The following is a 19,904-nucleotide window of genomic DNA, read 5'->3' as shown; positions in this document are numbered from 1 at the left end:
TTTGGAGGCGACAAAACGCACGGCGGCGACCAGCTCTTGCACTGCAGCGACCTGCCCCCTTGAATCCACCCGAGAACGGGAGTATCACAGTGCCACGCTGGCCGTCCTACGAGAGCGCCACCATGTCCCAGGATTTCTACTTTCTGCTGATGCCGGGGTTCTCGGCCATCGGTTTTATTTCTGCACTGGAACCTTTGCGCGTGGCCAACCGCTTTCGTGGCGAGTTGTACCGCTGGCATGTGCTGAGCGCCGATGGCGGCGCGGTGCTGGCGAGCAATGGCATGTCGGTCAATGCCGACGCCGCGCTGGAACCGCTGAAAAAGGGCGCGACGCTGTTGGTGGTGGCCGGCTTCGAACCGCTGCAGTTCGCCACGCCGGCGCTGGAGCACTGGCTGCGCCGTCTGGACCATGACGGCGTGACCCTCGGCGCCATCGACACCGGCGCCTGCGTGCTCGCCGAAGCCGGCCTGCTCGACGGTCATCGCCTGACCCTGCACTGGGAAGCCATCGATGCCTTCAAGGAGTCGTACCCGCACCTGAGCGTGACCCAGGAACTGTTCGAAATCGACCGTCGCCGCATCACCTGCGCCGGCGGCACCGCCTCCATCGACCTGATGCTCGACCTGATCGCCCAGGCCCACGGCGCCGACCTGGCGATCCAGGTCTCCGAACAGTTCGTACTCGGCCGCATCCGCCCGCGCAAGGACCACCAGCGCATGCAGATCGCCACGCGCTACGGCATCAACAACAAAAAGCTGGTGCAAGTGATCGGCGAGATGGAGCAGCACACCGAACCGCCCCTGAGCACCTTGGCGTTGGCCGACGCGATCAAAGTTACCCGGCGCCAGTTGGAGCGTCTGTTTCGCCTGCATTTGAACGATACCCCGAGCAACTTCTACCTTGGCCTGCGCCTGGAAAAAGCCCGGCAGCTGCTGCGCCAGAGCGATATGAGCGTGCTGGAGGTGAGCATTGCCTGCGGGTTCGAGTCGCCGTCGTATTTCACCCGGAGTTATCGGGCGAGGTTTGCCAAGTGTCCGAGGGAGGATCGGCGACGGGAGGTGGTTTGACGGGCAATTATAGTGAATTATACTCATCACTATAATTTATAGTTGTTTTCATAATTGAGTATAAATCCATGTCCAAACACAGCGGCTTCGTGTTCCGTCGCCCCGCCCTGGCAAGCAGTATTGCCGATGGCCTGGTGGGCGCCGGTATTCAGGATTTCACCTCTGGCCTGTTTCTCGCGGCGCCCCGTCGCACCGGCAAAAGCACTTTCCTGCGCGAAGACCTGATTCCGGAATGTCAGCTCCGGGGCTGGCTGGCGGTGTATGTGGATCTCTGGGCTGACAAGGAGAAAGATCCTGCGGAGTTGATTGCCAGTGCTATTGCGGCTGCCCTGGTTCCCTATGAAAAGGGCATCCGCAAACTGGCCAAGAATATTGGCATCGAGAAACTGAGCTTTCTGCGGACGCTCTCCTGGGACTTTACCAAGCCACAATTGCCTGTCGGTGCGACGCTGACCCAAGCCCTGGAATTGCTCCACAGTGCTGCAGAAAAACCCGTTGTGCTGGTGATTGACGAAGCGCAGCACGCCTTGACCACCGAGTCGGGTATCAATGCGATGTTCGCGCTAAAGGCTGCCCGGGATCAGCTCAACCAGGGCCGTGACGAAGAGGGCAGCGGCTTGCGCCTGGTGTTTACCGGCTCCAATCGCGACAAACTCGCCCATTTGGTATTGGGTAAAAGCCAGCCGTTCTTCGGTTCCAGCATCACGCCGTTTCCGCTGCTGGGTAAAGAGTTCACCCAAGCCTACACCGTGCACCTCAACGCGCACCTGGCCGAGACCAACCAGTTCAGCGCGGCTGATATTGATGAGGCGTTTGAGCTGGTAGGTCGGCGTCCCGAGATGTTGCGCACGATCATCGGTGAAGTCGCGTTGGAGCTGGGCGAGGCGAGCAATCTGGGCCAATTGCTGCACAGTCGCGCCGAACTGCTGCGCGCGGGTGTATGGACCGAGTTCGAAAGCGCCTGGAACGCCCTGACCATCCCGCAGCGCGCCGTGCTGGAGGTGATGGTGGAGCGTTCCCAGAACAACGAACCCTTCGCGCCCTTCACCGACAGCACCCTCACGGCTGTCAGCAAGGCGCTGGAAGCCATGGGCAGTGACGTGGTGCCGGGCACCCAGACCGTCCAGGCCTGCATCGATGCCTTGCGCGACAAGGAGTTGGTGTGGAAGTCGGGCCGCGGTGGTTATGCCCTGGAAGACAAGTCGTTCGGGGATTGGCTCAAGGTGCGCAAGGCACGCCAGTGATTTCCTCAGCCGTACTGCAGATGGCGCGTGGCAGGGAAATGTGTGGGGTAGTCGATGTGGGAAATATCTTTTTCTATGTTGCTGGCTATGTCTTGCGCAAGTGCGCTGTTACCGTCCAGTGGCCGCTGATTAAGCTGCTAGTTGGGCCGTATATAAATAAGAACGCTTGTACTTGATCAGCTCGGCATCCGCACTTGTATCCCCATTACTTGATCGATAAGAGGTCCCGTATGCTCAAAAGAATTGTTGCCGTCATCGCGTTCGCGTCCGCTCCCGCCTGGGCAGCCAAAACCCCGGCGCCCTTCACCGGGACCGATTACAGCGGGCGTTATGAGTGTACTGGCAAGGACCGTCATATTGGTGACTTCACCGGTGTTGTCGATATGAAAATCAACACCAGCCAAAGTACCGGCAAGTACGGTGCCTACACGTTCACCCTGACCCTGGAAGATAAATCCCGTTATGACGGGTTTGCCGCTGCCACCGCAGATACGCTGGCGGTTTATTTCGCCCATACCGATCCCGCCTTGAAAGACTACGGCGTCGGTATTGCGCAACTTGTTCCAACGCCGGAAGGCAAAGTGTCCTTCGTCAAATATTATTACGGACCTGAATACGAAGGCGGCGGCCACGGGGTCGAACACTGCGTCAGAAGTTAACGTGCGTTACTTCTTCATCAGGCTCGAACAGGCAGCCTTATAAGCTTCATGCTGATACTTGTTCAGCGTCGCCGGCAGATCAAAGTTGTGCTTCTTGTTCTGCGCATTGATGGTCTGCGGCGACAGCAGCGTCACCTCAACCCCCTCCAGCAACTGAAACACCCCTTCGATCTTGAAGGTTGTCGGGCCCCCGGCGAATTCACCTTTCTTGCTGCGTTTCTTGATGGCGATGCGCTGGATGGCGTTTTCCTGCACGAACGCCCTCACCTGGGCGGCGAAGGCTTTGACGTTAACGGCTTCCTCGTCGTCATCAAGGGCGATTTTCTTGATGGCCAGGGCGACATGGCTCAGCGTCTGGTTGTCCAGGGAGGCGAGGGCGATGATGGCTTCGCTGCCTTTGATTTCGATGCCGCAGATAGTCATGAATGGCCTTGGTTCAAAGAGAAAGTGGCGGCGATTGTCGCTTATTCCTGCCCAATCGACTCCAAAAACTCCGACCGCTCATCACTCATCCGCGCCAGGCAGTCATTCTGTGCAATCGCATAGGCCTTGGTGCCAGTCACCGCTGGAAAGGTGTCCACCGCGCAATCGGCGTCACGCAGTTTTTCCCACTTCTGCTGGGCATCCTTCAGACGAGCGGTAATGTCGGCAAGTTTGGTCTTGTCGCTGCCATAGGTGGAATGCATGCGTTCCAGCAGGCCTTGATAATTATCCTTGAGCAATTGCTCGGCAGTGGTTTTGTTGTAGGTGGCGCATTCCAGGGTTTGCTTGTCGTTTTCGATGCCATCGCACGGCGTGCTGTCGGTGTCTTCGGCCGCGTGGACGCCGGTTGCGATGAGTGCCAAAGCCAGGAAAATCGATTTCATTGCGCCGTCTCATATCAGGTGATGCGGGAATTCTGGCTCAAGCGTAAGACAAATAACAGCCGCCAGTCAGACCACTCATAACAGCCTTTGTCGTGGATTGACGCTTTCGGCAATTCCCCTGTCGTTTTTGCACCCGGCTCGGTCGGCCCCTGGGCATATGCTGGCCCCAAAGCGCCGGCAGACGATTCGGCGCATGAATCGCCAAAATAAGGGGACGCCTGATGAGCCCAGCCGAATTGCACGCCGACAGCATCGTTATCGACGGGCTGATCATTGCCAAGTGGAACCGCGACCTGTTCGAGGACATGCGCAAAGGTGGCCTCACCGCCGCGAATTGCACCGTGTCGGTGTGGGAAGGGTTCCAGGCCACGATCAACAACATCGTCGCCAGCCAGACCCTGATCCGCGAGAACAGCGACCTGGTGATCCCGGTGAAAACCACCGCCGACATCCGCAAGGCCAAGGAACAGGGCAAGACCGGCATCATCTTCGGCTTCCAGAACGCCCACGCGTTTGAAGACCAGCTCGGTTATGTAGAGATCTTCAAGCAGCTCGGCGTCGGTGTGGTGCAGATGTGCTACAACACCCAGAACCTGGTCGGCACCGGTTGCTACGAGCGCGACGGCGGCCTGTCGGGCTTCGGGCGCGAGATCGTCGCCGAGATGAACCGCGTCGGCATCATGTGCGACCTGTCCCACGTCGGCTCCAAGACCAGCGAAGAAGTCATCCTCGAATCGAAAAAGCCGGTGTGCTACTCCCACTGCCTGCCGTCCGGCCTTAAAGAGCACCCGCGCAACAAGTCCGATGAAGAACTGAAGTTCATCGCTGACCACGGCGGCTTTGTCGGCGTGACCATGTTCGCGCCGTTCCTGGCCAAGGGCATCGATTCGACCATCGACGACTACGCCGAAGCCATCGAATACACCATGAATATCGTCGGCGAAGACGCCATCGGCATCGGCACCGACTTCACCCAGGGCCATGGCCAGGATTTCTTTGAAATGCTGACCCATGACAAGGGCTACGCCCGCCGCCTGACCAGCTTCGGCAAGATCATCAACCCGCTGGGCATCCGCACCGTCGGCGAGTTTCCCAACCTGACAGAGACCCTGCTCAAGCGCGGCCATCCCGAGCGTGTGGTGCGCAAGATCATGGGCGAGAACTGGGTCAACGTCTTGAAGGACGTTTGGGGCGAATAAGCCAAGCACCCACGGGCAACATCACAACGAATTTTTCTGGAGTTAAGTTTCCATGGCCAAGATCGCCCCGCAATTGCCTATTGAAGTCGACAGCGAAACCGGTGTCTGGACGTCCGACGCCCTGCCGATGCTGTACGTGCCGCGCCATTTCTTCGTCAACAACCACATGGGCATCGAAGAGGTGCTGGGCGCCGACGCCTATGCCGAAATCCTCTACAAGGCCGGCTACAAGTCCGCCTGGCACTGGTGTGAAAAAGAAGCCGAATGCCACGGCCTGGAAGGCGTCGCGGTGTTCGAGCACTACATGAAGCGCTTGTCGCAACGCGGCTGGGGCCTGTTCAAGATCCAGGACATCGATCTGGATAAAGGCACCGCCAGCGTCAAGCTCGAACACTCGGCATTCGTCTATGTGTACGGCAAGGTCGGGCGCAAAGTCGACTACATGTTCACCGGCTGGTTTGCCGGTGCCATGGACCAGATTCTTCAGGCGCGTGGCAGCAAGATTCGCACTGTGGCCGAACAAATCTACGGAGGCTCCGAAGAGGGCCACGATGATGGTTTGTTCACCGTCAAGCCGTTGTAAGCCGAGGACCGTGCCATGGCTTTCGAAGCAATGTTCCAGCCGATCCAGATCGGCAAACTGACCATTCGCAACCGCGTGCTCAGTACCGCCCACGCCGAGGTGTATGCCACCGACGGCGGCATGACCACCGACCGCTATGTGAAGTACTACGAAGAAAAAGCCAAGGGCGGTATCGGCCTGGCGATCTGCGGCGGTTCCTCGGTGGTCGCCATCGACAGCCCCCAGGAATGGTGGAGCTCGGTGAACCTGTCCACCGACCGCATCATCCCGCACTTCCAGAACCTGGCGGATGCCATGCACAAGCATGGCGCCAAGATCATGATCCAGATTACCCACATGGGCCGTCGCTCGCGTTGGGATGGCTTTAACTGGCCGACCCTGATGTCGCCGTCCGGCGTGCGTGAGCCGGTGCACCGTGCCACCTGCAAGACCATCGAGCCGGAAGAAATCTGGCGCGTGATCGGCAACTATGCCAGCGCCGCCAAGCGCGCCAAGGCTGGTGGCCTGGACGGTGTGGAACTGTCCGCCGTGCACCAGCACATGATCGACCAGTTCTGGAGCCCACGGGTCAACAAGCGTACCGACGAGTGGGGCGGCACCTTCGAAGGCCGCATGAAATTCGGCCTGGAAGTGTTGAAAGCCGTGCGTGCCGAAGTCGGTGACGACTTCTGCGTGGGCATGCGCCTGTGCGGTGACGAGTTCCACCCGGACGGCCTATCCCACGAAGACATGAAGCAGATCGCCAAGTACTACGACGACACCGGCATGCTCGATTTCATCGGCGTCGTCGGCTCGGGTTGCGACACCCACAACACCCTGGCCAACGTGATCCCCAACATGAGCTATCCGCCGGAGCCGTTCCTGCACCTGGCGGCCGGTATCAAGGAAGTGGTCAAGGTTCCGGTGCTGCACGCACAGAACATCAAGGACCCGAACCAGGCCACGCGCATCCTCGAAGGCGGCTATGTGGACATGGTGGGCATGACCCGTGCGCACATCGCCGACCCGCACTTGATTGCCAAGATCAAGATGGGCCAGATCGACCAGATCAAACAGTGCGTCGGCGCCAACTATTGCATCGACCGCCAGTACCAGGGCCTGGATGTGCTGTGCATCCAGAACGCCGCGACGTCCCGTGAGTACATGGGCGTGCCGCATATCATCGAGAAGTCCACCGGGCCGAAACGCAAGGTGGTGGTGGTCGGTGCCGGCCCTGCCGGGATGGAAGCCGCGCGGGTGGCCGCCGAACGTGGCCACGACGTGACCCTGTTCGAGAAGAAAGAATTTATCGGCGGGCAAATCACCACCGCCTCCAAGGCGCCGCAACGCGACCAGATCGCCGGTATCACCCGCTGGTTCCAGCTGGAGCTGGCACGCTTGAAAGTCGACCTGCGCCTGGGCGTGGCCGCCGATGCCGAGACCATCCTGGACCTGCGTCCGGACGTGGTGGTGCTGGCGGTCGGCGGGCATCCGTTTATCGAACAGAACGAACACTGGGGCGCTGCCGAAGGCCTGGTGGTGAGCAGCTGGGACGTGCTCGACGGCAAGGTCGCACCGGGCAAGAACGTGCTGGTGTACGACACCATTTGCGAATTCACCGGCATGTCGGTGGCGGACTTCCTGGCCGACAAAGGCTGCCAGGTGGAAATCGTCACCGACGACATCAAGCCGGGCGTGGCGATTGGCGGTACGTCGTTCCCCACCTACTACCGCAGCATGTACCCCAAAGAAGTGATCATGACCGGCGACATGATGCTGGAAAAGGTCTACCGCGAAGGCGACAAGCTGGTGGCGGTGCTGGAGAACGAATACACCGGCGCCAAAGAAGAGCGGGTAGTGGACCAGGTGGTGGTCGAGAACGGCGTGCGTCCGGACGAAGCGATCTACTACGGGCTCAAGGAAGGTTCGCGCAACAAGGGCCAGATCGACGTCGAAGCCCTGTTCGCGATCAAGCCGCAGCCGTGCTTGAGCGAGGCGGGCGAGGGGTACTTGCTGTTCCGTATCGGTGACTGTGTGGCGCAGCGAAATACCCATGCCGCCATCTATGACGCCCTGCGCCTGTGCAAAGACTTTTGATGAGGTGAACGCGGTCAAATGTGGGAGGGGGCTTGCTCCCGATAGCGGTGGTTCAGCGACAACTGTACCAACTGACAGTCCGCCATCGGGAGCAAGCCCCCTCCCACATTCGGGCCAGTTTCACAGTAGACCTGTGCGGTCTGTGGGAGCTTCACCATGTTGAACACCTTGCTGCCTATTCTCTTATTTACCGCCCTGGGCCTTGCCGTCCTCGGCGCCCTGCGCCGGGTGAACATGTGGCGCCGCGGGCGAGCCTCCAAGGTCGACCTGCTGGGCGGCCTGCTGGCCATGCCCAAGCGCTACATGGTCGACCTGCACCACGTGGTCGCCCGCGACAAATACATCGCCAACACCCACGTCGCCACTGCCCTGGGCTTTGTGCTGTCGGCGCTGCTGGCGATCCTGGTGCACGGCTTCGGCCTGCATAACCGTATCCTCGGCTACGCCTTGCTGCTGGCGTCGGTGTTGATGTTTGTCGGCGCCACCTTCGTTTACCTGCGGCGGCGCAATCCGCCGTCGCGCCTGTCGAAAGGCCCGTGGATGCGCCTGCCGAAAAGCCTGATGGCGTTCTCGGTGAGTTTCTTCCTGGTGACGCTGCCAGTGGCGGGGATCCTGCCCGCCGACTTCGGCGGCTGGCTGCTGGCCGCGCTGTTGAGCGTGGGGGTGCTGTGGGGCGTGTCCGAAATGTTCTTCGGCATGACCTGGGGCGGCCCGATGAAGCACGCCTTCGCCGGTGCCCTGCACCTGGCCTGGCACCGTCGCGCCGAACGCTTTGGCGGTGGTCGTTCCACGGGTTTGAAACCCCTGGACCTGAGCGACAAAAGCGCGCCCCTGGGCGTGGAAAAACCCAAGGATTTCACCTGGAACCAACTGCTCGGCTTCGACGCCTGCGTGCAGTGCGGCAAGTGCGAAGCAGCGTGCCCGGCTTTCGCTGCCGGCCAGCCGCTGAACCCGAAAAAACTCATCCAGGATATGGTGGTCGGCCTGGCCGGCGGCACCGATGCCAAGTTCGCCGGCAGCCCTTATCCGGGTAAAGCCATTGGCGAACACAGCGGCAACCCGCACCAGCCGATCGTCAACGGCCTGGTGGACGCCGAGACCCTGTGGTCGTGCACCACCTGCCGTGCCTGTGTGGAAGAGTGCCCGATGATGATCGAGCACGTGGACGCCATCGTCGACATGCGCCGCCACCTCACCCTGGAAAAAGGCGCCACGCCGAACAAGGGCGCCGAAGTCCTGGAAAACCTGATCGCCACCGACAACCCCGGCGGTTTCGCACCGGGCGGTCGCCTCAACTGGGCGGCGGATTTGAACCTGCCGTTGCTCAGCGACAAAGGCAGCGTTGACGTGCTGTTCTGGGTCGGCGACGGCGCCTTCGACATGCGCAACCAGCGCACCCTGCGCGCATTCGTCAAAGTACTGAAAGCGGCCAAGGTCGACTTCGCCGTGCTCGGCCTGGAAGAGCGCGACAGCGGCGACGTCGCGCGGCGCCTGGGCGATGAAGCGACCTTCCAGATGCTCGCCACGCGCAATATCCAGACGCTGGCCAAGTACAGCTTCAAGCGCATCGTCACCTGCGACCCCCACAGCTTCCATGTGCTGAAAAACGAGTACGGCGCCTTCAACGGCAACTACCGCGTACAGCACCACAGCACCTTTATGGCCGAGCTGATCGGCGAGGGCGCGCTGAACCTGGGCCAGCACAAAGGCAACAGCGTGACCTACCACGACCCGTGCTACCTGGGCCGCTACAACGGCGAATACGAGGCGCCGCGCCAAGTGCTGCGGGCGCTGGGCATCGAGGTCAAGGAGATGCAACGCTCGGGTTTCCGCTCGCGCTGCTGCGGCGGTGGCGGCGGCGCGCCGATCACCGATATTCCCGGCAAGCAACGTATCCCCGATATGCGCATGGAAGACATCCGCGAGACCGGTGCCGAACTGGTGGCGGTGGGGTGCCCGCAGTGCACGGCGATGCTCGAAGGTGTGGTTGAACCGCGACCGTTGATCAAGGACATCGCCGAGCTGGTGGCCGATGCTTTGCTGGAAGACGTCGCACCGGCCAAAGCTCCCAACAAGCGTGAACCTGCGGAGGTGCACTGATGAGCGACATTATCCGCCGCGACCCACGGGCCGAATGGATCGCCCGTAACCGTCTGCACCCGCTGCATGCGGCGATGCAGCCGGTGCAACACAGCTGGATGGGGCCTAACGGCATCCTCCGCAAGAACGTGCATGGCGTCGGTTTTATCGGCCCCAACGGCATCAAGCGCATCGACCGCAGCGGTGCCCAGCAGGGCGGTGCGGCCAAGCGTACGGCGGCGATTGAAGTGCAGTTGCCGCTGCATCAGGTGCCTGCGCCTGCGTTCTACATCAACGTAGTGCCGGACATGGTTGGTGGCCGCTTGAGCAGCCACGACCGCGACCTGCTCGGCCTGGCGCGGCAACTCGCCGGCAACGACGGCGCGGTGCTGGCAGTGGTGTTTGGCGAACACAAGGAAAGCGCGTTTGCCACGGCCGGTGTCGATCGCCTGCTGGTGCTCGACGGCCACGAATTCGACGGTTATTCACCGGAGCAACGCGTGCAGGGTTTGCGCGCTGTGGATAACCAGTTCAACCCGCGCCACTGGTTGTTGCCCGACAGCCGCAGTGGTGGCGGCGAGTTGGGTCGGCGTTTTGCCGCCAGCCTCAAGGAACGCCCGGCCACTCGCGTCTGGCAGATCAAGGGCGACGAGTGCATTGGTCGCGCCGGTGCGGGCCGGGAAGACTTGGCGCGGCCGCTGCCACGCCTGATTCTGGCTGCCGCCGAATGTGCCGATCCGGTCAGCGACACACGCCATGAAGTGCTGCCTGTGGAGTTATCCACAGGCCTGGCACGCAGCCTGCCGCGTATCGAGGATCTTGGCGCGGTGGCGGTGGACCCGGCGGCGATTCCCATGGCCGAGGCCGAGTTTATTTTCTCCGGCGGCAACGGCGTGAAGGACTGGGCGCTGTTCCACCAGACCGCCGCGGCTTTGGGGGCCACCGAAGGCGCCTCGCGGGTGGCGGTGGACGATGGATTCATGGCCCGTGATCGCCAGGTCGGCGCCAGCGGTACCTGGGTGACGGCGCGGGTGTATGTGGCCGTGGGGATTTCCGGGGCGATCCAGCACCTGCAAGGCATTGGCGCCTGCGACAAGGTGGTGGCGATCAACCTCGACCCGGGCTGCGACATGATCAAGCGTGCCGACCTGTCGGTGATCGGCGAAAGCGCCGCGATTCTGCAAGCCTTGATCGCTGCGGTCGAGGCCTACCGCAACGGCGCCAAGCGCGATGCGGCTTGAGGACATGACCATGACCACGAATGTAATCAGCCTGGTGTCCATCGGCGCCCACCCCACCTCCGGCCGGCCACGCCGCGCCGAACAGGATGCGCGCGCCGTCGAACTGGGTCTGCAGATGGCTGGGGATAAGTTGCAGGTGCTGCACGCCGGCAACATCGCCGAACCGACCCTGCGCAGCTACCTGGGCATGGGCCTGCCACAGTTGCACGTGCTGGAACAACCGGAGGGCAGCGATGCGTTGCCGGTGCTCAGCGAGTACCTGCGCGACGCCGGTGCCCAGGTGGTGCTTGCCGGCAGCCAGGCCGAAACCGGTGAAGGCTCGGGCATGTTGCCGTTCCTGTTGGCCGAGCAATTGGGCTGGCCGCTGATTGTCGGGCTGGCCGAGGTGGAGTCTATCGACGGCGGTGTGGCCCATGTGCTGCAAGCCTTGCCCCGTGGGCAGCGCAGGCGCTTGAAGGTGCGCCTGCCGTTTCTGGCGACGGTGGATAACGCCGCGCCAAAACCTCGGCAAAGCGCCTACGGTCCGGCACAACGCGGTGAATTGGCGGCCCACGAAGTGGAAGTCGAGCAGGACGCGTTATTCACAGGCGCCGTGCTGCAACCGGCCAAGCCCCGGCCCAAGCGCCTCAAGGTGATCAAGGCCAAGAGCGGCGCCGACCGCATGAAAGCCGCCACCGCCAAGGCCAGTGGTGGCGGTGGGCAGGTGCTCAAGGGTGTGAGCGCCGAGGAAGGTGCCCAGGCAATCCTCAAGTTGCTCATAGAAGAAGGCGTCGTGCGCTAACCCACCAACACTGCAAAACAAATGTGGGAGGGGGCTTGCCCCGATAGCGGTGGACCAGTCAAGGATACTGAGACTGACACATTGCAATCGGGGGCAAGCCCCCTCCCACATTGGATCTTCATTGGGGCGCAGGTTCGGGCGCAGGCTTGGGCACCAGATCCGGCAGCAGTGGCGGCAGGGGTTGCCAGGTGGCATCCGGCTGTTGCATCGGCGGTGGCAGCGCCGGCGTGGGGTCGCCGCCAATCGGCTTGAGGATCATTTTGTCGGTGGTGTCGCGCAGGATCATGCCCTGGGTCGAACTGCGCGCCTCGGTGCCGCTGTGGAAGGTGCTGATCTGGGCAATCGGCAGGTCCAGGTTGCGTTCGATCCTCGGGGTCAGCAGCAGGATGATCTCGGTTTTCTGCTGGGTATTCTGGTTGGTGCCGAACAACTTCTTGCCGATCCACGGGATCTGGCTCAACCATGGCAGCCCCGAGCCCTCGTCGACGTCCGCCGTGCGGATCAGCCCCGAGACGATCTGGGTTTCATTGTTGCGCGCGGTCAGCAGGGTCTTGGTGGCCCGTGAGCCGAGTTCGAAGGTGGCCGGTACGTTTTCCGAGCCGGGAATACGCTTGGTGATATGGCTCATTTCCACGTTCAGCTCCAGGTTCACCTCATCGCTCAGGCTGATGTTCGGCTTGACCGTGATCTGCAGTCCCACGTCCTGGTAGGACACCGACGAGGTGGTGATCTGGTTGGCGGTGGTGGTGGTCACCACGGGGATCTTGTCGCCGATGTTCACCTGGGCTTCTTCGCGGTTGCGCACCCGCACCCTGGGGTTGGCCAGGGTCACGGTGTTGCCGCTGCGTTGCAGCATATTGATGCGCGCCGAGGTACTGCCCGCGTCGAGCAGGATGTTGTCGCCGTTGATCCCGCGCAATGCGCTGAGTGGGATACCCGCCAGCCCGGCAGGCACGTTGGCCAGGTTGCCCACGGACAGGCCGATGCTCTCCGGGTACTGGATGCCCAGGTTCAACTCGTCGGTCAGGCTGACCTCCAGCACCTGGATGTCGATGGTCACTTCCGATTGTGCGATATCAATGGCTTCCACCAGTTTTTCCACGGCGCTCAGGGTATCCAGGCCATCGCGCACGATCACCGCGTTCAGGCGTTCGTCCACCAGCACCTCTTTGGGCTTGAGCACCTGTTTGATCTCGGCGGCGATGACCTTGGGGTCGCCATGGCTGAGGTAGAAGGTACGCACGGCCAACTCGCGATATTCCCGTTCCTTGTCCGGGCGGCGGGGGTAAACCAGGAGGGTGTTGGCGTTGAGGACCTTCTTGTCCAGTCCCTGGGTGGTCAGCAGCAGGTTCAGCGCGTCTTCGGCGGTGGTTCGGCTCGCGGTCATGCTCGCCGAGGCACTGGGATTGACGTCCTTGTCGATGACGAAGTTGACCCCCGACAGGCGCGCAATGGTCTCGAAAATCGTGGTCAGGCTTTGGGCGCTGAACTCCAGGCTCAAGGGTTTGCGCATGGCCTCGGAGAGGTCGGCGCTGAGGTAATCGGCGCTCACCAGTTCACGGGTCAGGGCATTGCGAAAGTCCAGGGCCTCTCGGTAGTTGGGCTTTTGCGCGATGATCCGGCGCACCAGGTTGAGGGCTTCCACCGGGTTGGAGCGCTTCATTTCGTAGGCCTGGGCCAGTTGCGGGCGCAGTTGTTTCATCGCCTGGATGCTCTGGATTTCCTGGCGCGCGCCGAGGTTGCTGGGGTCGTATTTGAGGATGGTTTCCAGGGCGCGGATGGCAGCGGCATCGTCGCCACGCATCAGCGCGGTGCTGGCTTCGCGGCTGTATTGGGCCACCAGCAATTCCAGCTTGCTGAAGTTGGCGGTGCGCAGTTGCACATCGTCGGGGGCCTGTCTGGCTTCGGCTTGCAGCACTTCGACCGAACGGATGATGTCGCCCTTCTGGCGCAACTCGTCGCTCTCCTTGATCGCCCGCTGGGTCTGGCAGGCGCTGAGCAGGGCCACGGCCAGGCTCAAGGGTATCCACGTGCGTATGGCCATGATCGTGTCCTGCGCCGGTCAGTGAGTGTCCAGCCGCAAGGTGCTGACATGCTTGAGGGGCATGTAGGTCAGCACCACGGCGGTGTCGGTGAGTTTGTCCAGCCGGTAGTGCGCATCGAGCATCCTGCCGGGCACGATGCGCCCGGGTACCGAGCAACGGTTGCACAGGGTGTACTGGCTGCCATTGCCGCTGAGTACGACGATTTTCGCCTGGTTTTCGTAGCGCCATTGCGCGCTCACGGTGAAGGGCAGGGGCGGTGGCTTGGGCGTTGAGGTGTCGACCGGTATGGACGGCGGTGCAGGTGTCCAGGTCTGGGCAGGGAACAGGTCGATGGCTTCGGCCACCGCCGGTGCAGGTGCGGCAACCGGTGCCGAGGGCACCTGTACAGGGCGGGCGATCACTGGCACCGGCGAGGGTGCGGGGTTGTCCGCAGTGTCCTGCCAGAACAGCCAGCCGCAGCCGATCAAGGTCAGCAGCAACAGCACGCGCAGATACAGCGGCAGCGTCATTCCACCACCCCCAGCACACTCACCTTGAGGCTGATGTTCAACATGCCGCTGGTGATTTCCTTGCGCTCCAGGGCCAGGCGTTCGATGCGCACGGCCGGCTCATTGGCGACGTCGACCAGGGCATCGCGCAGCAAGGCGTAGGGGCCGACGAGGGGAATGTCCACGTCCAGCCGTTGCAGCCCGGTGTCGCCGGGCGCGGAGTAGGCCAGGGTGGTCTGTTCGATGATAAAGCCGCGCCGGGTGAGGACGTCCAGCAGCTTTTCCAGGCGTGGGGCGAAGTCCTGTGCACTGGGCAGGCGTTCGACCACGGCCGGTTCGGTCACCTGCACATCCTGGGGCTGCTCGGCGATACCGGCCTCCAGTTCCTGGCGCCGCAGGCTGTCGGCAATGCCTGCCGGATGTATCACTGTGACTTCGATCAGCAACGTTGCCGCCATCAGCCCCAACGCCAGCAGCCCCCAAAAGCCCAGGCGCTGCTGCCATTGCATCAGGTGCCAGCGCACGCGCGGGAGGTGGCGGGTCAGTGCGTCCATGGGCGACTACCCTGCACCAACCGCAAGTTTGACCTGCACCGGGTGTTGCGGGTCATTGGCCTTGCGTGCGCTTTGTTGCAGGTTCACGTGTACACCTGGCTGGGCCTTGAGCCGTTCGACAAAGCGAAAGGCATCGCCCAGCACCTTGGCTTCCAACTCCAAGTGAATCAGTCGGGCCTGGGTGTCGACCTCCACGCGCGTCAGCGCGACTTCCGCGGACCAGGCCCGGGCCACGGCGTCCATCAGCGCGAAGGGCGTGTCCTGCTGTCGGGAAAAGGCGGCCAGTTGTTGTTTCTGCTGGGGTGACAAGCGAATGGCGGCCTGGATCAATTGCTCCTGGCGACGTGTCAATTCGATAAAGCGCTGCTCCAGTGCGTCGGTCTGTTGTTGCTGATGCTCCATGCGCTGCCAGTGTTGCCAGGTCACGAAGACAAGCCCGGCGGCGACCAGCCACAACACACTCACCAGCGGCCGATAGACGGCATTGGGGTGCAGGAAGTCGATGCCCGGCGCCTGCCGCTGTCGCCAGGCACCGGCGAGTTGTGATTTCAGCTGAGCGATCATGCCAGCGGCTCTCCGAGCCAGGGATGCAGTGGCCCCAGCCAATGTTCAGTGGGGTGATTGGCGACGACCCATGTGGCCGCCGCGTGCCGTTGCGCCAGCAGGTCGGCGGTGAACAGGTTGTCGCTCAAGTGGCTGCCGGGTGGGGTTTGCAGCACGCAGACTTGTTGAGCCACACCCTGTTGCCGGTAAAGGCAACTGAGACCTCGCGCCTCAGGTACCGCCAGCACGCAATCGTCAGGCAATTGCTGCCAGTACCGTTGGGCCACGGCCGTCAACAATGGCGTGCATGTCACCAGCGGCAGGTGCTGTCGCTTGAACAACTCCCGCAGGTCTTGCAGCAAATTCCGTGGCGTCGCGACCGCCAGGCGTTCATCTCCAAAGGTGCTGTTGGCGACTTGCACTTGCCACTGTCCGGGGGCGATGCCGGCCTGTTGGTTGAAGGTCACTTCGGCCAAGCCTTGCCAGTCGGCCTGGCTGTACACGCCGGTTTGCCACGCCAGCATCAGGTAGTGCACATGGGGGAAGCCCAGCAGCACCGTGGCCCGGTCCAGAAACCCGACGCGGCCGCGCGGCGCCTGTTCCAGCAGTTCGGCACAGGCGGCCAATGGCTCGCCAGTCTGTTGCGCACGCCATACTGCCGCACCGCGCCAGCGCGGTCGTGCGGCCCATTCGGCGCCGTCGCTGTGCAGCCACACCACATGCTCAATAAAGGGAAATGACACGGTGGATCTCCTTGAGCGTGGTGTCGCCCTGGGCGGCGTGGGCCAGGGCGATGTCGCGGATAAACACGTGGCCGGCTTCACGGGCCAGTTCGCGCAGGGTGGCGGCCGAACTGCGGTTGAGCAGGCCCTCCTTGATGCTGTCGGTCAGTGTCAGCACTTCGGCCAGGGCGAGTCGGCCGCGATAGCCGGTGTGACGGCAGGCCTCGCAGCCTTTGCCCACGCGGTAGTGACCCTGTTGGAGTTGAGCCTCGGCGAGTTGGGCGAGGTGGGTGATCTCGGGGTCGGGGTCGGCATCCGTACCGCAATCCGGGCAGATGCGCCGCACCAGGCGCTGGGCGACCACGCCGTTAAGGGCTTCGACAAAGCTGGCCGGGTCCACGTCCATGTAGGTAAAGCGCTCCAGCACACTGAACGCGCTGTTGGCGTGCACCGACGACAGCACCAGGTGCCCGGTCAACGCCGCTTGCACTGCAATGCCGGCCGTTTCACCGTCGCGTATTTCCCCCACCAGGATGGTGTCCGGGTCGTGGCGCAGGATCGAGCGCAGGCCACGGGCGAAGGTCAGGCCCTTCTTGTCGTTCACCGGGATTTGCAGGACCCCGGGCAGTTCGTATTCCACCGGGTCTTCGATGGTGATGATCTTTTTCTCGCCGGTATTGGTCTCCGACAGGGCGGCATACAGCGTGGTGGATTTGCCGCTGCCGGTGGGGCCGGTCACCAGCAACATGCCATAGGGTTCGCCGGCCAATACACGGATGCGCGCGATGGTCTCGGCGTTCAACCCCAGGGTTTCCAGGCTCAGGGACTCACCGCGCTGGGACTTGTCGAGAATCCGCAGCACCGCATCTTCACCGTGGATGCTGGGCATGATCGACACGCGAAAGTCCACTTCGCGACCCTGGATCTTCATCTTGAAACGCCCGTCCTGGGGCACCCGCCGCTCGCCGATATCCAGCTCCGACAACACCTTGATCCGCGACAGTGCCTGCTCGGCCATGTCCAGGCCGCTGGCCTGGCCCATCTGCTGCAACACACCGTCGATGCGGTACTTGATCACCAGGCCCTGGGGCGTGGTTTCCACATGCACATCGCTGGCGCGGCTTTGCAGGGCATCGAACAGCATGGAGTTGACCAGGCGCACCACCGGGTTGTCGTCGCGGGCGATGCTGCTCAGGGAAATTTCCTGGGCGGCCTGGCTGACGCGGGCATTCTCGTCGTCCTCACCGAAAGGTTGCATCAACCGTTGGCTGGCTTCGGCCAGGCTCAACTGGGCCTTGACCGCGCCGGGCAGGCTCATGGCCAGGGGCAGTTGACGCAAGGTTTTCGAGGATTGCAGCCAGTGCCGGCTGGCCAGGGTGAAAGGGTCTCCCAGTACCAGGCACGGCTGCCCGTGGTTATCCACCGGCAGCACGTTATGGATCAGCGCCTGGGGCAGTGCCAGCAGATCGAAGCGCCAGTGTTCACTGAGGTTTTCCGGGGCGATGGCAAGCAGGCCCAGGGGCTGGGCGATGGTGCTTAATTGGTCGGGCGCTTTCTCCAGCACCTCCAGCAGGTAATTGGACAAGCTCAGCCCGCGTTGCTCTGCAAGGGCCTGCCATTGCCGTGTCTGTTCGCTCATCGCACTACCCCTGGATGGAGCCTGCCAGTTCGAAAATCGGCATGTACAACATGAATACGATCAGGCCGATCAGCCCGCCCACCACCAGCATCAACAACGGCTCGAAGACTTTGCTGAACAGCTCGATGGCACGCTCCAGCGCTTCATCGTGGAACTGCGCGATGCGCTCGCACATCGCCGCCAGCTCACCGCTTTGTTCACCCACGCGTAGCAGGCGTTCGGCGACGGCGGTGGTCAATCGATGGCGGGCGAGGGCAGTGGACAGTGGCTGGCCGGCCTGGATGTCGGTCATGGCCTGGCGCAGGTCCGCCTGGCGTTCCACGGGCAGCAGCGCACCGGACAGCTCCACCGCGGTGACCACCGGCATGCCGCCCATCAGCAACATGCCGGCGGTGCGATAAAAGCGCGCGAGGATAAACAGCGTGCGTTGGGCGCCCAGGCTGGGGATCTTCCAGAACAGCTGGGCGATGCGGCGCTTGAACCCGGCGCTGCGCAACAACAGCACCAGCGCGGCAATCGCCAGCACCAGGCCAAGCAGCAACTCCATGCCACGCGCGTCTACCAGTGCGCCCCACCACACCATAAAGCGTGCGGTGGCCGGCAGATCGGCCACGGCGTCGAACACCGAGGCAAAGCGCGGGATCACGAAGAACAGCAGGAACAGCAGGATCAACGCGCCGACGCTGAGTACCACCAAGGGGTACATCAGGGCGCCGCTGACGCGCTTCTTCACGGTTGCCAGGTGGGCTTCAAAATGATGGTAGCGGCGCAGGGCCACGGCCAATTGGCCGCTGTGTTCCGAGGACGCCACCGTGGCAATCAACAGCGGCGCAAAGGTCTGCGGCTTGAGCTGCATTGCCCTGGACAGCGAGTTGCCCTCATACATCGAGGCGAGCAGATCGCTCATGACCTGCCGGTTGATGCCGGCGGGCGCCTTGTCGCGCAGGGTTTCCACCGCTTCCACCAGCACCAGGCCGGCATCGAGCAGGACTACCAGCTCCTGGATAAACAGGCCCAGGGCGAACGTACTGCGACGGCTGGGCAATTTGAGTGGGCGGCGGGCTTTCAGCGAGATGACCTGGGCGCCGTCGGCCTGCAGTTGCTGGCGCGCCTGGGCGACGTCAACGGCTTGCAGGCGCAGGGTCTGCACATGGCCGTCACGGATGATGCGCACGTCAAAGTCGGTCATGGCATTTGCCCCGCCCGTTGTTGGCGCTGTTGCAACAACAACGCGTAGTAACGCCACACCGCCAGGGCGTAGCGTGAGCGCCGTGCTTCCCGGTCCGGCTTGGCCCCGGCGTTATAGGCGCCCACGGCCTGCCAGCCATAACCCTGCTCGCGGATAAACCCGGCAAGAATCCACGCGCCCACCATGACGCTGGTGCAGGGCTGGGTGATCAAGTGCTGCTCGGTGATGCCGAACCGGGCCAGTGCGGGCAAGTGGCGGCTGTTGATTTGCATCAGGCCGATGTCCTGGCTGCCATCGCTGTTGAGGTTGCGTGCGGTGGGGTTGAGGCCGGATTCGACCTTGGCGATGGCGTACAGCAACAGCGGGTCGACGTGGTAACGGCTGGCTGCCAGTTGCCAGCAGTTGGCCTGTGCCGTGCCCGTAAGGCACAGCAATGTGAGGGCCAGCCGCAAAATGGGCATGTCACAGGCCGTACACGATGTCGGCGTAGGTGTTCACACCGCCGGCCTTGCCGTCACGACCCAGGCAGATGATTTCTGCATCGTTGGGCGGTGTGCCGGGGTTCTTGTAGAGATACGGGTTGCCCCAAGGGTCTGGCGGCAGCGTCTTCACATAGGGGCCCTGCCAATGGCTGGCGGTGGCGGGCCGGGCGGTGAGGGTGTCGAGGCCCAGGGTTTCGTCGGGGTAGTTGCCGTTGTCCAGGCGGTACTGGTTCAAGGCATCGGCAAGGGCTTTCATCTGGCCCTGGGCGGTTTGTACCTTGGCCAGTTCCAGGCGGTCGAACATCTTCGGGCCGACGTAGCCGGCGAGCAGGGCGATGATCAGCAGGACGACCAGCAGCTCCAGCAAGGTGAAGGCACGCTGGGGGCTGTGGATAAATGAGTGAATACGCATGGAAATACCCTGTTGGGAGTGCCAAGGTACGGCGG

The 19,904-nt window shown here is 62.6% G+C and carries 20 protein-coding genes; 9 read left to right on the top strand and 11 right to left on the bottom strand.

Annotated features, from left to right (window positions below):
- The first annotated feature begins 122 nt into the window (after positions 1–122).
- From BFQ01_RS12160 to BFQ01_RS12150, 3 genes are all read left to right on the top strand, one after another.
- Positions 123–1,067, top strand: coding sequence for a GlxA family transcriptional regulator (locus tag BFQ01_RS12160; protein ID WP_027606007.1), 945 nt, complete (start codon positions 123–125; stop codon positions 1,065–1,067).
- A gap of 68 nt (positions 1,068–1,135) precedes the next feature.
- A complete protein-coding gene (locus BFQ01_RS12155) occupies positions 1,136–2,311 on the top strand; it encodes an AAA family ATPase (RefSeq protein WP_065925462.1) in 1,176 nt (391 codons plus the stop codon).
- Between the two features lie 230 nt (positions 2,312–2,541).
- Entirely contained in the window at positions 2,542–2,970 is a 429-nt protein-coding gene (locus tag BFQ01_RS12150) for a hypothetical protein (RefSeq protein WP_065925461.1), read from the top strand.
- Positions 2,971–2,976: 6 nt separating this feature from the next.
- On the opposite strand, the gene BFQ01_RS12145 is transcribed toward BFQ01_RS12150, so the two are convergent.
- Positions 2,977–3,393, bottom strand: coding sequence for a DUF3010 family protein (locus BFQ01_RS12145; protein ID WP_065925460.1), 417 nt, complete (start codon positions 3,391–3,393; stop codon positions 2,977–2,979).
- A gap of 41 nt (positions 3,394–3,434) precedes the next feature.
- The gene (locus tag BFQ01_RS12140; protein ID WP_027606004.1) at positions 3,435–3,836 is read right to left on the bottom strand and encodes a lysozyme inhibitor LprI family protein; all 402 of its coding nucleotides are present in this window, start codon (positions 3,834–3,836) and stop codon (positions 3,435–3,437) included.
- Positions 3,837–4,057: 221 nt separating this feature from the next.
- Between BFQ01_RS12140 and BFQ01_RS12135 the strand changes: the two genes are divergently transcribed.
- The 6 genes from BFQ01_RS12135 to BFQ01_RS12110 all read left to right on the top strand — a co-directional run bounded on the left by BFQ01_RS12135 (position 4,058) and on the right by BFQ01_RS12110 (position 11,795).
- Positions 4,058–5,035, top strand: coding sequence for a dipeptidase (locus BFQ01_RS12135; protein ID WP_010207105.1), 978 nt, complete (start codon positions 4,058–4,060; stop codon positions 5,033–5,035).
- Between the two features lie 52 nt (positions 5,036–5,087).
- Positions 5,088–5,618, top strand: a complete 531-nt coding sequence (locus BFQ01_RS12130; protein WP_065925459.1) for a DUF5943 domain-containing protein — start codon at positions 5,088–5,090, stop codon at positions 5,616–5,618.
- Between the two features lie 15 nt (positions 5,619–5,633).
- On the top strand, positions 5,634–7,694 hold the full coding sequence (dgcA, locus tag BFQ01_RS12125) for a dimethylglycine demethylation protein DgcA (RefSeq protein ID WP_065925458.1): 2,061 nt from the start codon (positions 5,634–5,636) through the stop codon (positions 7,692–7,694).
- A 156-nt stretch (positions 7,695–7,850) separates the two neighbouring features.
- Positions 7,851–9,794: a dimethylglycine demethylation protein DgcB gene (gene dgcB, locus BFQ01_RS12120; protein ID WP_065925457.1), complete on the top strand. Its 1,944-nt coding sequence runs from the start codon at positions 7,851–7,853 to the stop codon at positions 9,792–9,794.
- Entirely contained in the window at positions 9,794–11,014 is a 1,221-nt protein-coding gene (locus BFQ01_RS12115; RefSeq protein ID WP_065925456.1) for an electron transfer flavoprotein subunit alpha, read from the top strand. The genes dgcB and BFQ01_RS12115 overlap by 1 nt, the downstream gene beginning before the upstream one ends.
- A gap of 10 nt (positions 11,015–11,024) precedes the next feature.
- Entirely contained in the window at positions 11,025–11,795 is a 771-nt protein-coding gene (locus tag BFQ01_RS12110) for an electron transfer flavoprotein subunit beta (RefSeq protein WP_065925455.1), read from the top strand.
- A gap of 118 nt (positions 11,796–11,913) precedes the next feature.
- Here the strand turns inward: BFQ01_RS12110 and BFQ01_RS12105 are convergent, their stop codons facing one another.
- From BFQ01_RS12105 to gspG, 9 genes are read right to left on the bottom strand one after another with little or no spacing between them, the layout of a single operon-like run.
- Positions 11,914–13,839 (bottom strand): secretin N-terminal domain-containing protein, encoded by a 1,926-nt coding sequence (locus tag BFQ01_RS12105; RefSeq protein ID WP_065925454.1) that lies wholly within the window; start codon positions 13,837–13,839, stop codon positions 11,914–11,916.
- A gap of 18 nt (positions 13,840–13,857) precedes the next feature.
- Positions 13,858–14,349 (bottom strand): hypothetical protein, encoded by a 492-nt coding sequence (locus BFQ01_RS12100; RefSeq protein ID WP_065925453.1) that lies wholly within the window; start codon positions 14,347–14,349, stop codon positions 13,858–13,860.
- The gene (locus BFQ01_RS12095) at positions 14,346–14,882 is read right to left on the bottom strand and encodes a hypothetical protein (protein ID WP_027605995.1); all 537 of its coding nucleotides are present in this window, start codon (positions 14,880–14,882) and stop codon (positions 14,346–14,348) included. Before BFQ01_RS12095 ends, BFQ01_RS12100 begins: the two co-directional genes overlap by 4 nt.
- 6 nt (positions 14,883–14,888) lie before the next feature.
- Complete coding sequence (locus BFQ01_RS12090; RefSeq protein WP_065925452.1) at positions 14,889–15,446, bottom strand: hypothetical protein; 558 nt, start codon at positions 15,444–15,446, stop codon at positions 14,889–14,891.
- The gene (locus tag BFQ01_RS12085; RefSeq protein WP_256097732.1) at positions 15,443–16,168 is read right to left on the bottom strand and encodes a hypothetical protein; all 726 of its coding nucleotides are present in this window, start codon (positions 16,166–16,168) and stop codon (positions 15,443–15,445) included. The genes BFQ01_RS12090 and BFQ01_RS12085 overlap by 4 nt, the downstream gene beginning before the upstream one ends.
- Positions 16,149–17,786, bottom strand: a complete 1,638-nt coding sequence (locus BFQ01_RS12080; protein WP_065925450.1) for a GspE/PulE family protein — start codon at positions 17,784–17,786, stop codon at positions 16,149–16,151. The genes BFQ01_RS12085 and BFQ01_RS12080 overlap by 20 nt, the downstream gene beginning before the upstream one ends.
- 4 nt (positions 17,787–17,790) lie before the next feature.
- Entirely contained in the window at positions 17,791–18,975 is a 1,185-nt protein-coding gene (locus BFQ01_RS12075; RefSeq protein ID WP_065925449.1) for a type II secretion system F family protein, read from the bottom strand.
- A complete protein-coding gene (locus tag BFQ01_RS12070; protein ID WP_065925448.1) occupies positions 18,972–19,436 on the bottom strand; it encodes a lytic transglycosylase domain-containing protein in 465 nt (154 codons plus the stop codon). Before BFQ01_RS12070 ends, BFQ01_RS12075 begins: the two co-directional genes overlap by 4 nt.
- A gap of 1 nt (position 19,437) precedes the next feature.
- Positions 19,438–19,869 (bottom strand): type II secretion system major pseudopilin GspG, encoded by a 432-nt coding sequence (gspG, locus tag BFQ01_RS12065; RefSeq protein WP_065925447.1) that lies wholly within the window; start codon positions 19,867–19,869, stop codon positions 19,438–19,440.
- Positions 19,870–19,904 lie beyond the last annotated feature (35 nt).

The sequence above is a fragment of the Pseudomonas sp. 8 R 14 genome, assembly GCF_900005955.1.
Lineage (GTDB): Bacteria > Pseudomonadota > Gammaproteobacteria > Pseudomonadales > Pseudomonadaceae > Aquipseudomonas > Aquipseudomonas marginalis.
Note: the sequence above shows the minus strand (reverse complement) of the source record. Positions and strands in the feature narration are given on the sequence as shown.

Coding starts and splice junctions, on each gene's coding strand:
- BFQ01_RS12160 (WP_027606007.1), top strand. CDS start 123: ATGTCCCAGGATTTCTACTTTCTGCTGATGCCGGGGTTCTCGGCCATC.
- BFQ01_RS12155 (WP_065925462.1), top strand. CDS start 1,136: ATGTCCAAACACAGCGGCTTCGTGTTCCGTCGCCCCGCCCTGGCAAGC.
- BFQ01_RS12150 (WP_065925461.1), top strand. CDS start 2,542: ATGCTCAAAAGAATTGTTGCCGTCATCGCGTTCGCGTCCGCTCCCGCC.
- BFQ01_RS12145 (WP_065925460.1), bottom strand. CDS start 3,393: ATGACTATCTGCGGCATCGAAATCAAAGGCAGCGAAGCCATCATCGCC.
- BFQ01_RS12140 (WP_027606004.1), bottom strand. CDS start 3,836: ATGAAATCGATTTTCCTGGCTTTGGCACTCATCGCAACCGGCGTCCAC.
- BFQ01_RS12135 (WP_010207105.1), top strand. CDS start 4,058: ATGAGCCCAGCCGAATTGCACGCCGACAGCATCGTTATCGACGGGCTG.
- BFQ01_RS12130 (WP_065925459.1), top strand. CDS start 5,088: ATGGCCAAGATCGCCCCGCAATTGCCTATTGAAGTCGACAGCGAAACC.
- dgcA (WP_065925458.1), top strand. CDS start 5,634: ATGGCTTTCGAAGCAATGTTCCAGCCGATCCAGATCGGCAAACTGACC.
- dgcB (WP_065925457.1), top strand. CDS start 7,851: ATGTTGAACACCTTGCTGCCTATTCTCTTATTTACCGCCCTGGGCCTT.
- BFQ01_RS12115 (WP_065925456.1), top strand. CDS start 9,794: ATGAGCGACATTATCCGCCGCGACCCACGGGCCGAATGGATCGCCCGT.
- BFQ01_RS12110 (WP_065925455.1), top strand. CDS start 11,025: ATGACCACGAATGTAATCAGCCTGGTGTCCATCGGCGCCCACCCCACC.
- BFQ01_RS12105 (WP_065925454.1), bottom strand. CDS start 13,839: ATGGCCATACGCACGTGGATACCCTTGAGCCTGGCCGTGGCCCTGCTC.
- BFQ01_RS12100 (WP_065925453.1), bottom strand. CDS start 14,349: ATGACGCTGCCGCTGTATCTGCGCGTGCTGTTGCTGCTGACCTTGATC.
- BFQ01_RS12095 (WP_027605995.1), bottom strand. CDS start 14,882: ATGGACGCACTGACCCGCCACCTCCCGCGCGTGCGCTGGCACCTGATG.
- BFQ01_RS12090 (WP_065925452.1), bottom strand. CDS start 15,446: ATGATCGCTCAGCTGAAATCACAACTCGCCGGTGCCTGGCGACAGCGG.
- BFQ01_RS12080 (WP_065925450.1), bottom strand. CDS start 17,786: ATGAGCGAACAGACACGGCAATGGCAGGCCCTTGCAGAGCAACGCGGG.
- BFQ01_RS12075 (WP_065925449.1), bottom strand. CDS start 18,975: ATGACCGACTTTGACGTGCGCATCATCCGTGACGGCCATGTGCAGACC.
- BFQ01_RS12070 (WP_065925448.1), bottom strand. CDS start 19,436: ATGCCCATTTTGCGGCTGGCCCTCACATTGCTGTGCCTTACGGGCACG.
- gspG (WP_065925447.1), bottom strand. CDS start 19,869: ATGCGTATTCACTCATTTATCCACAGCCCCCAGCGTGCCTTCACCTTG.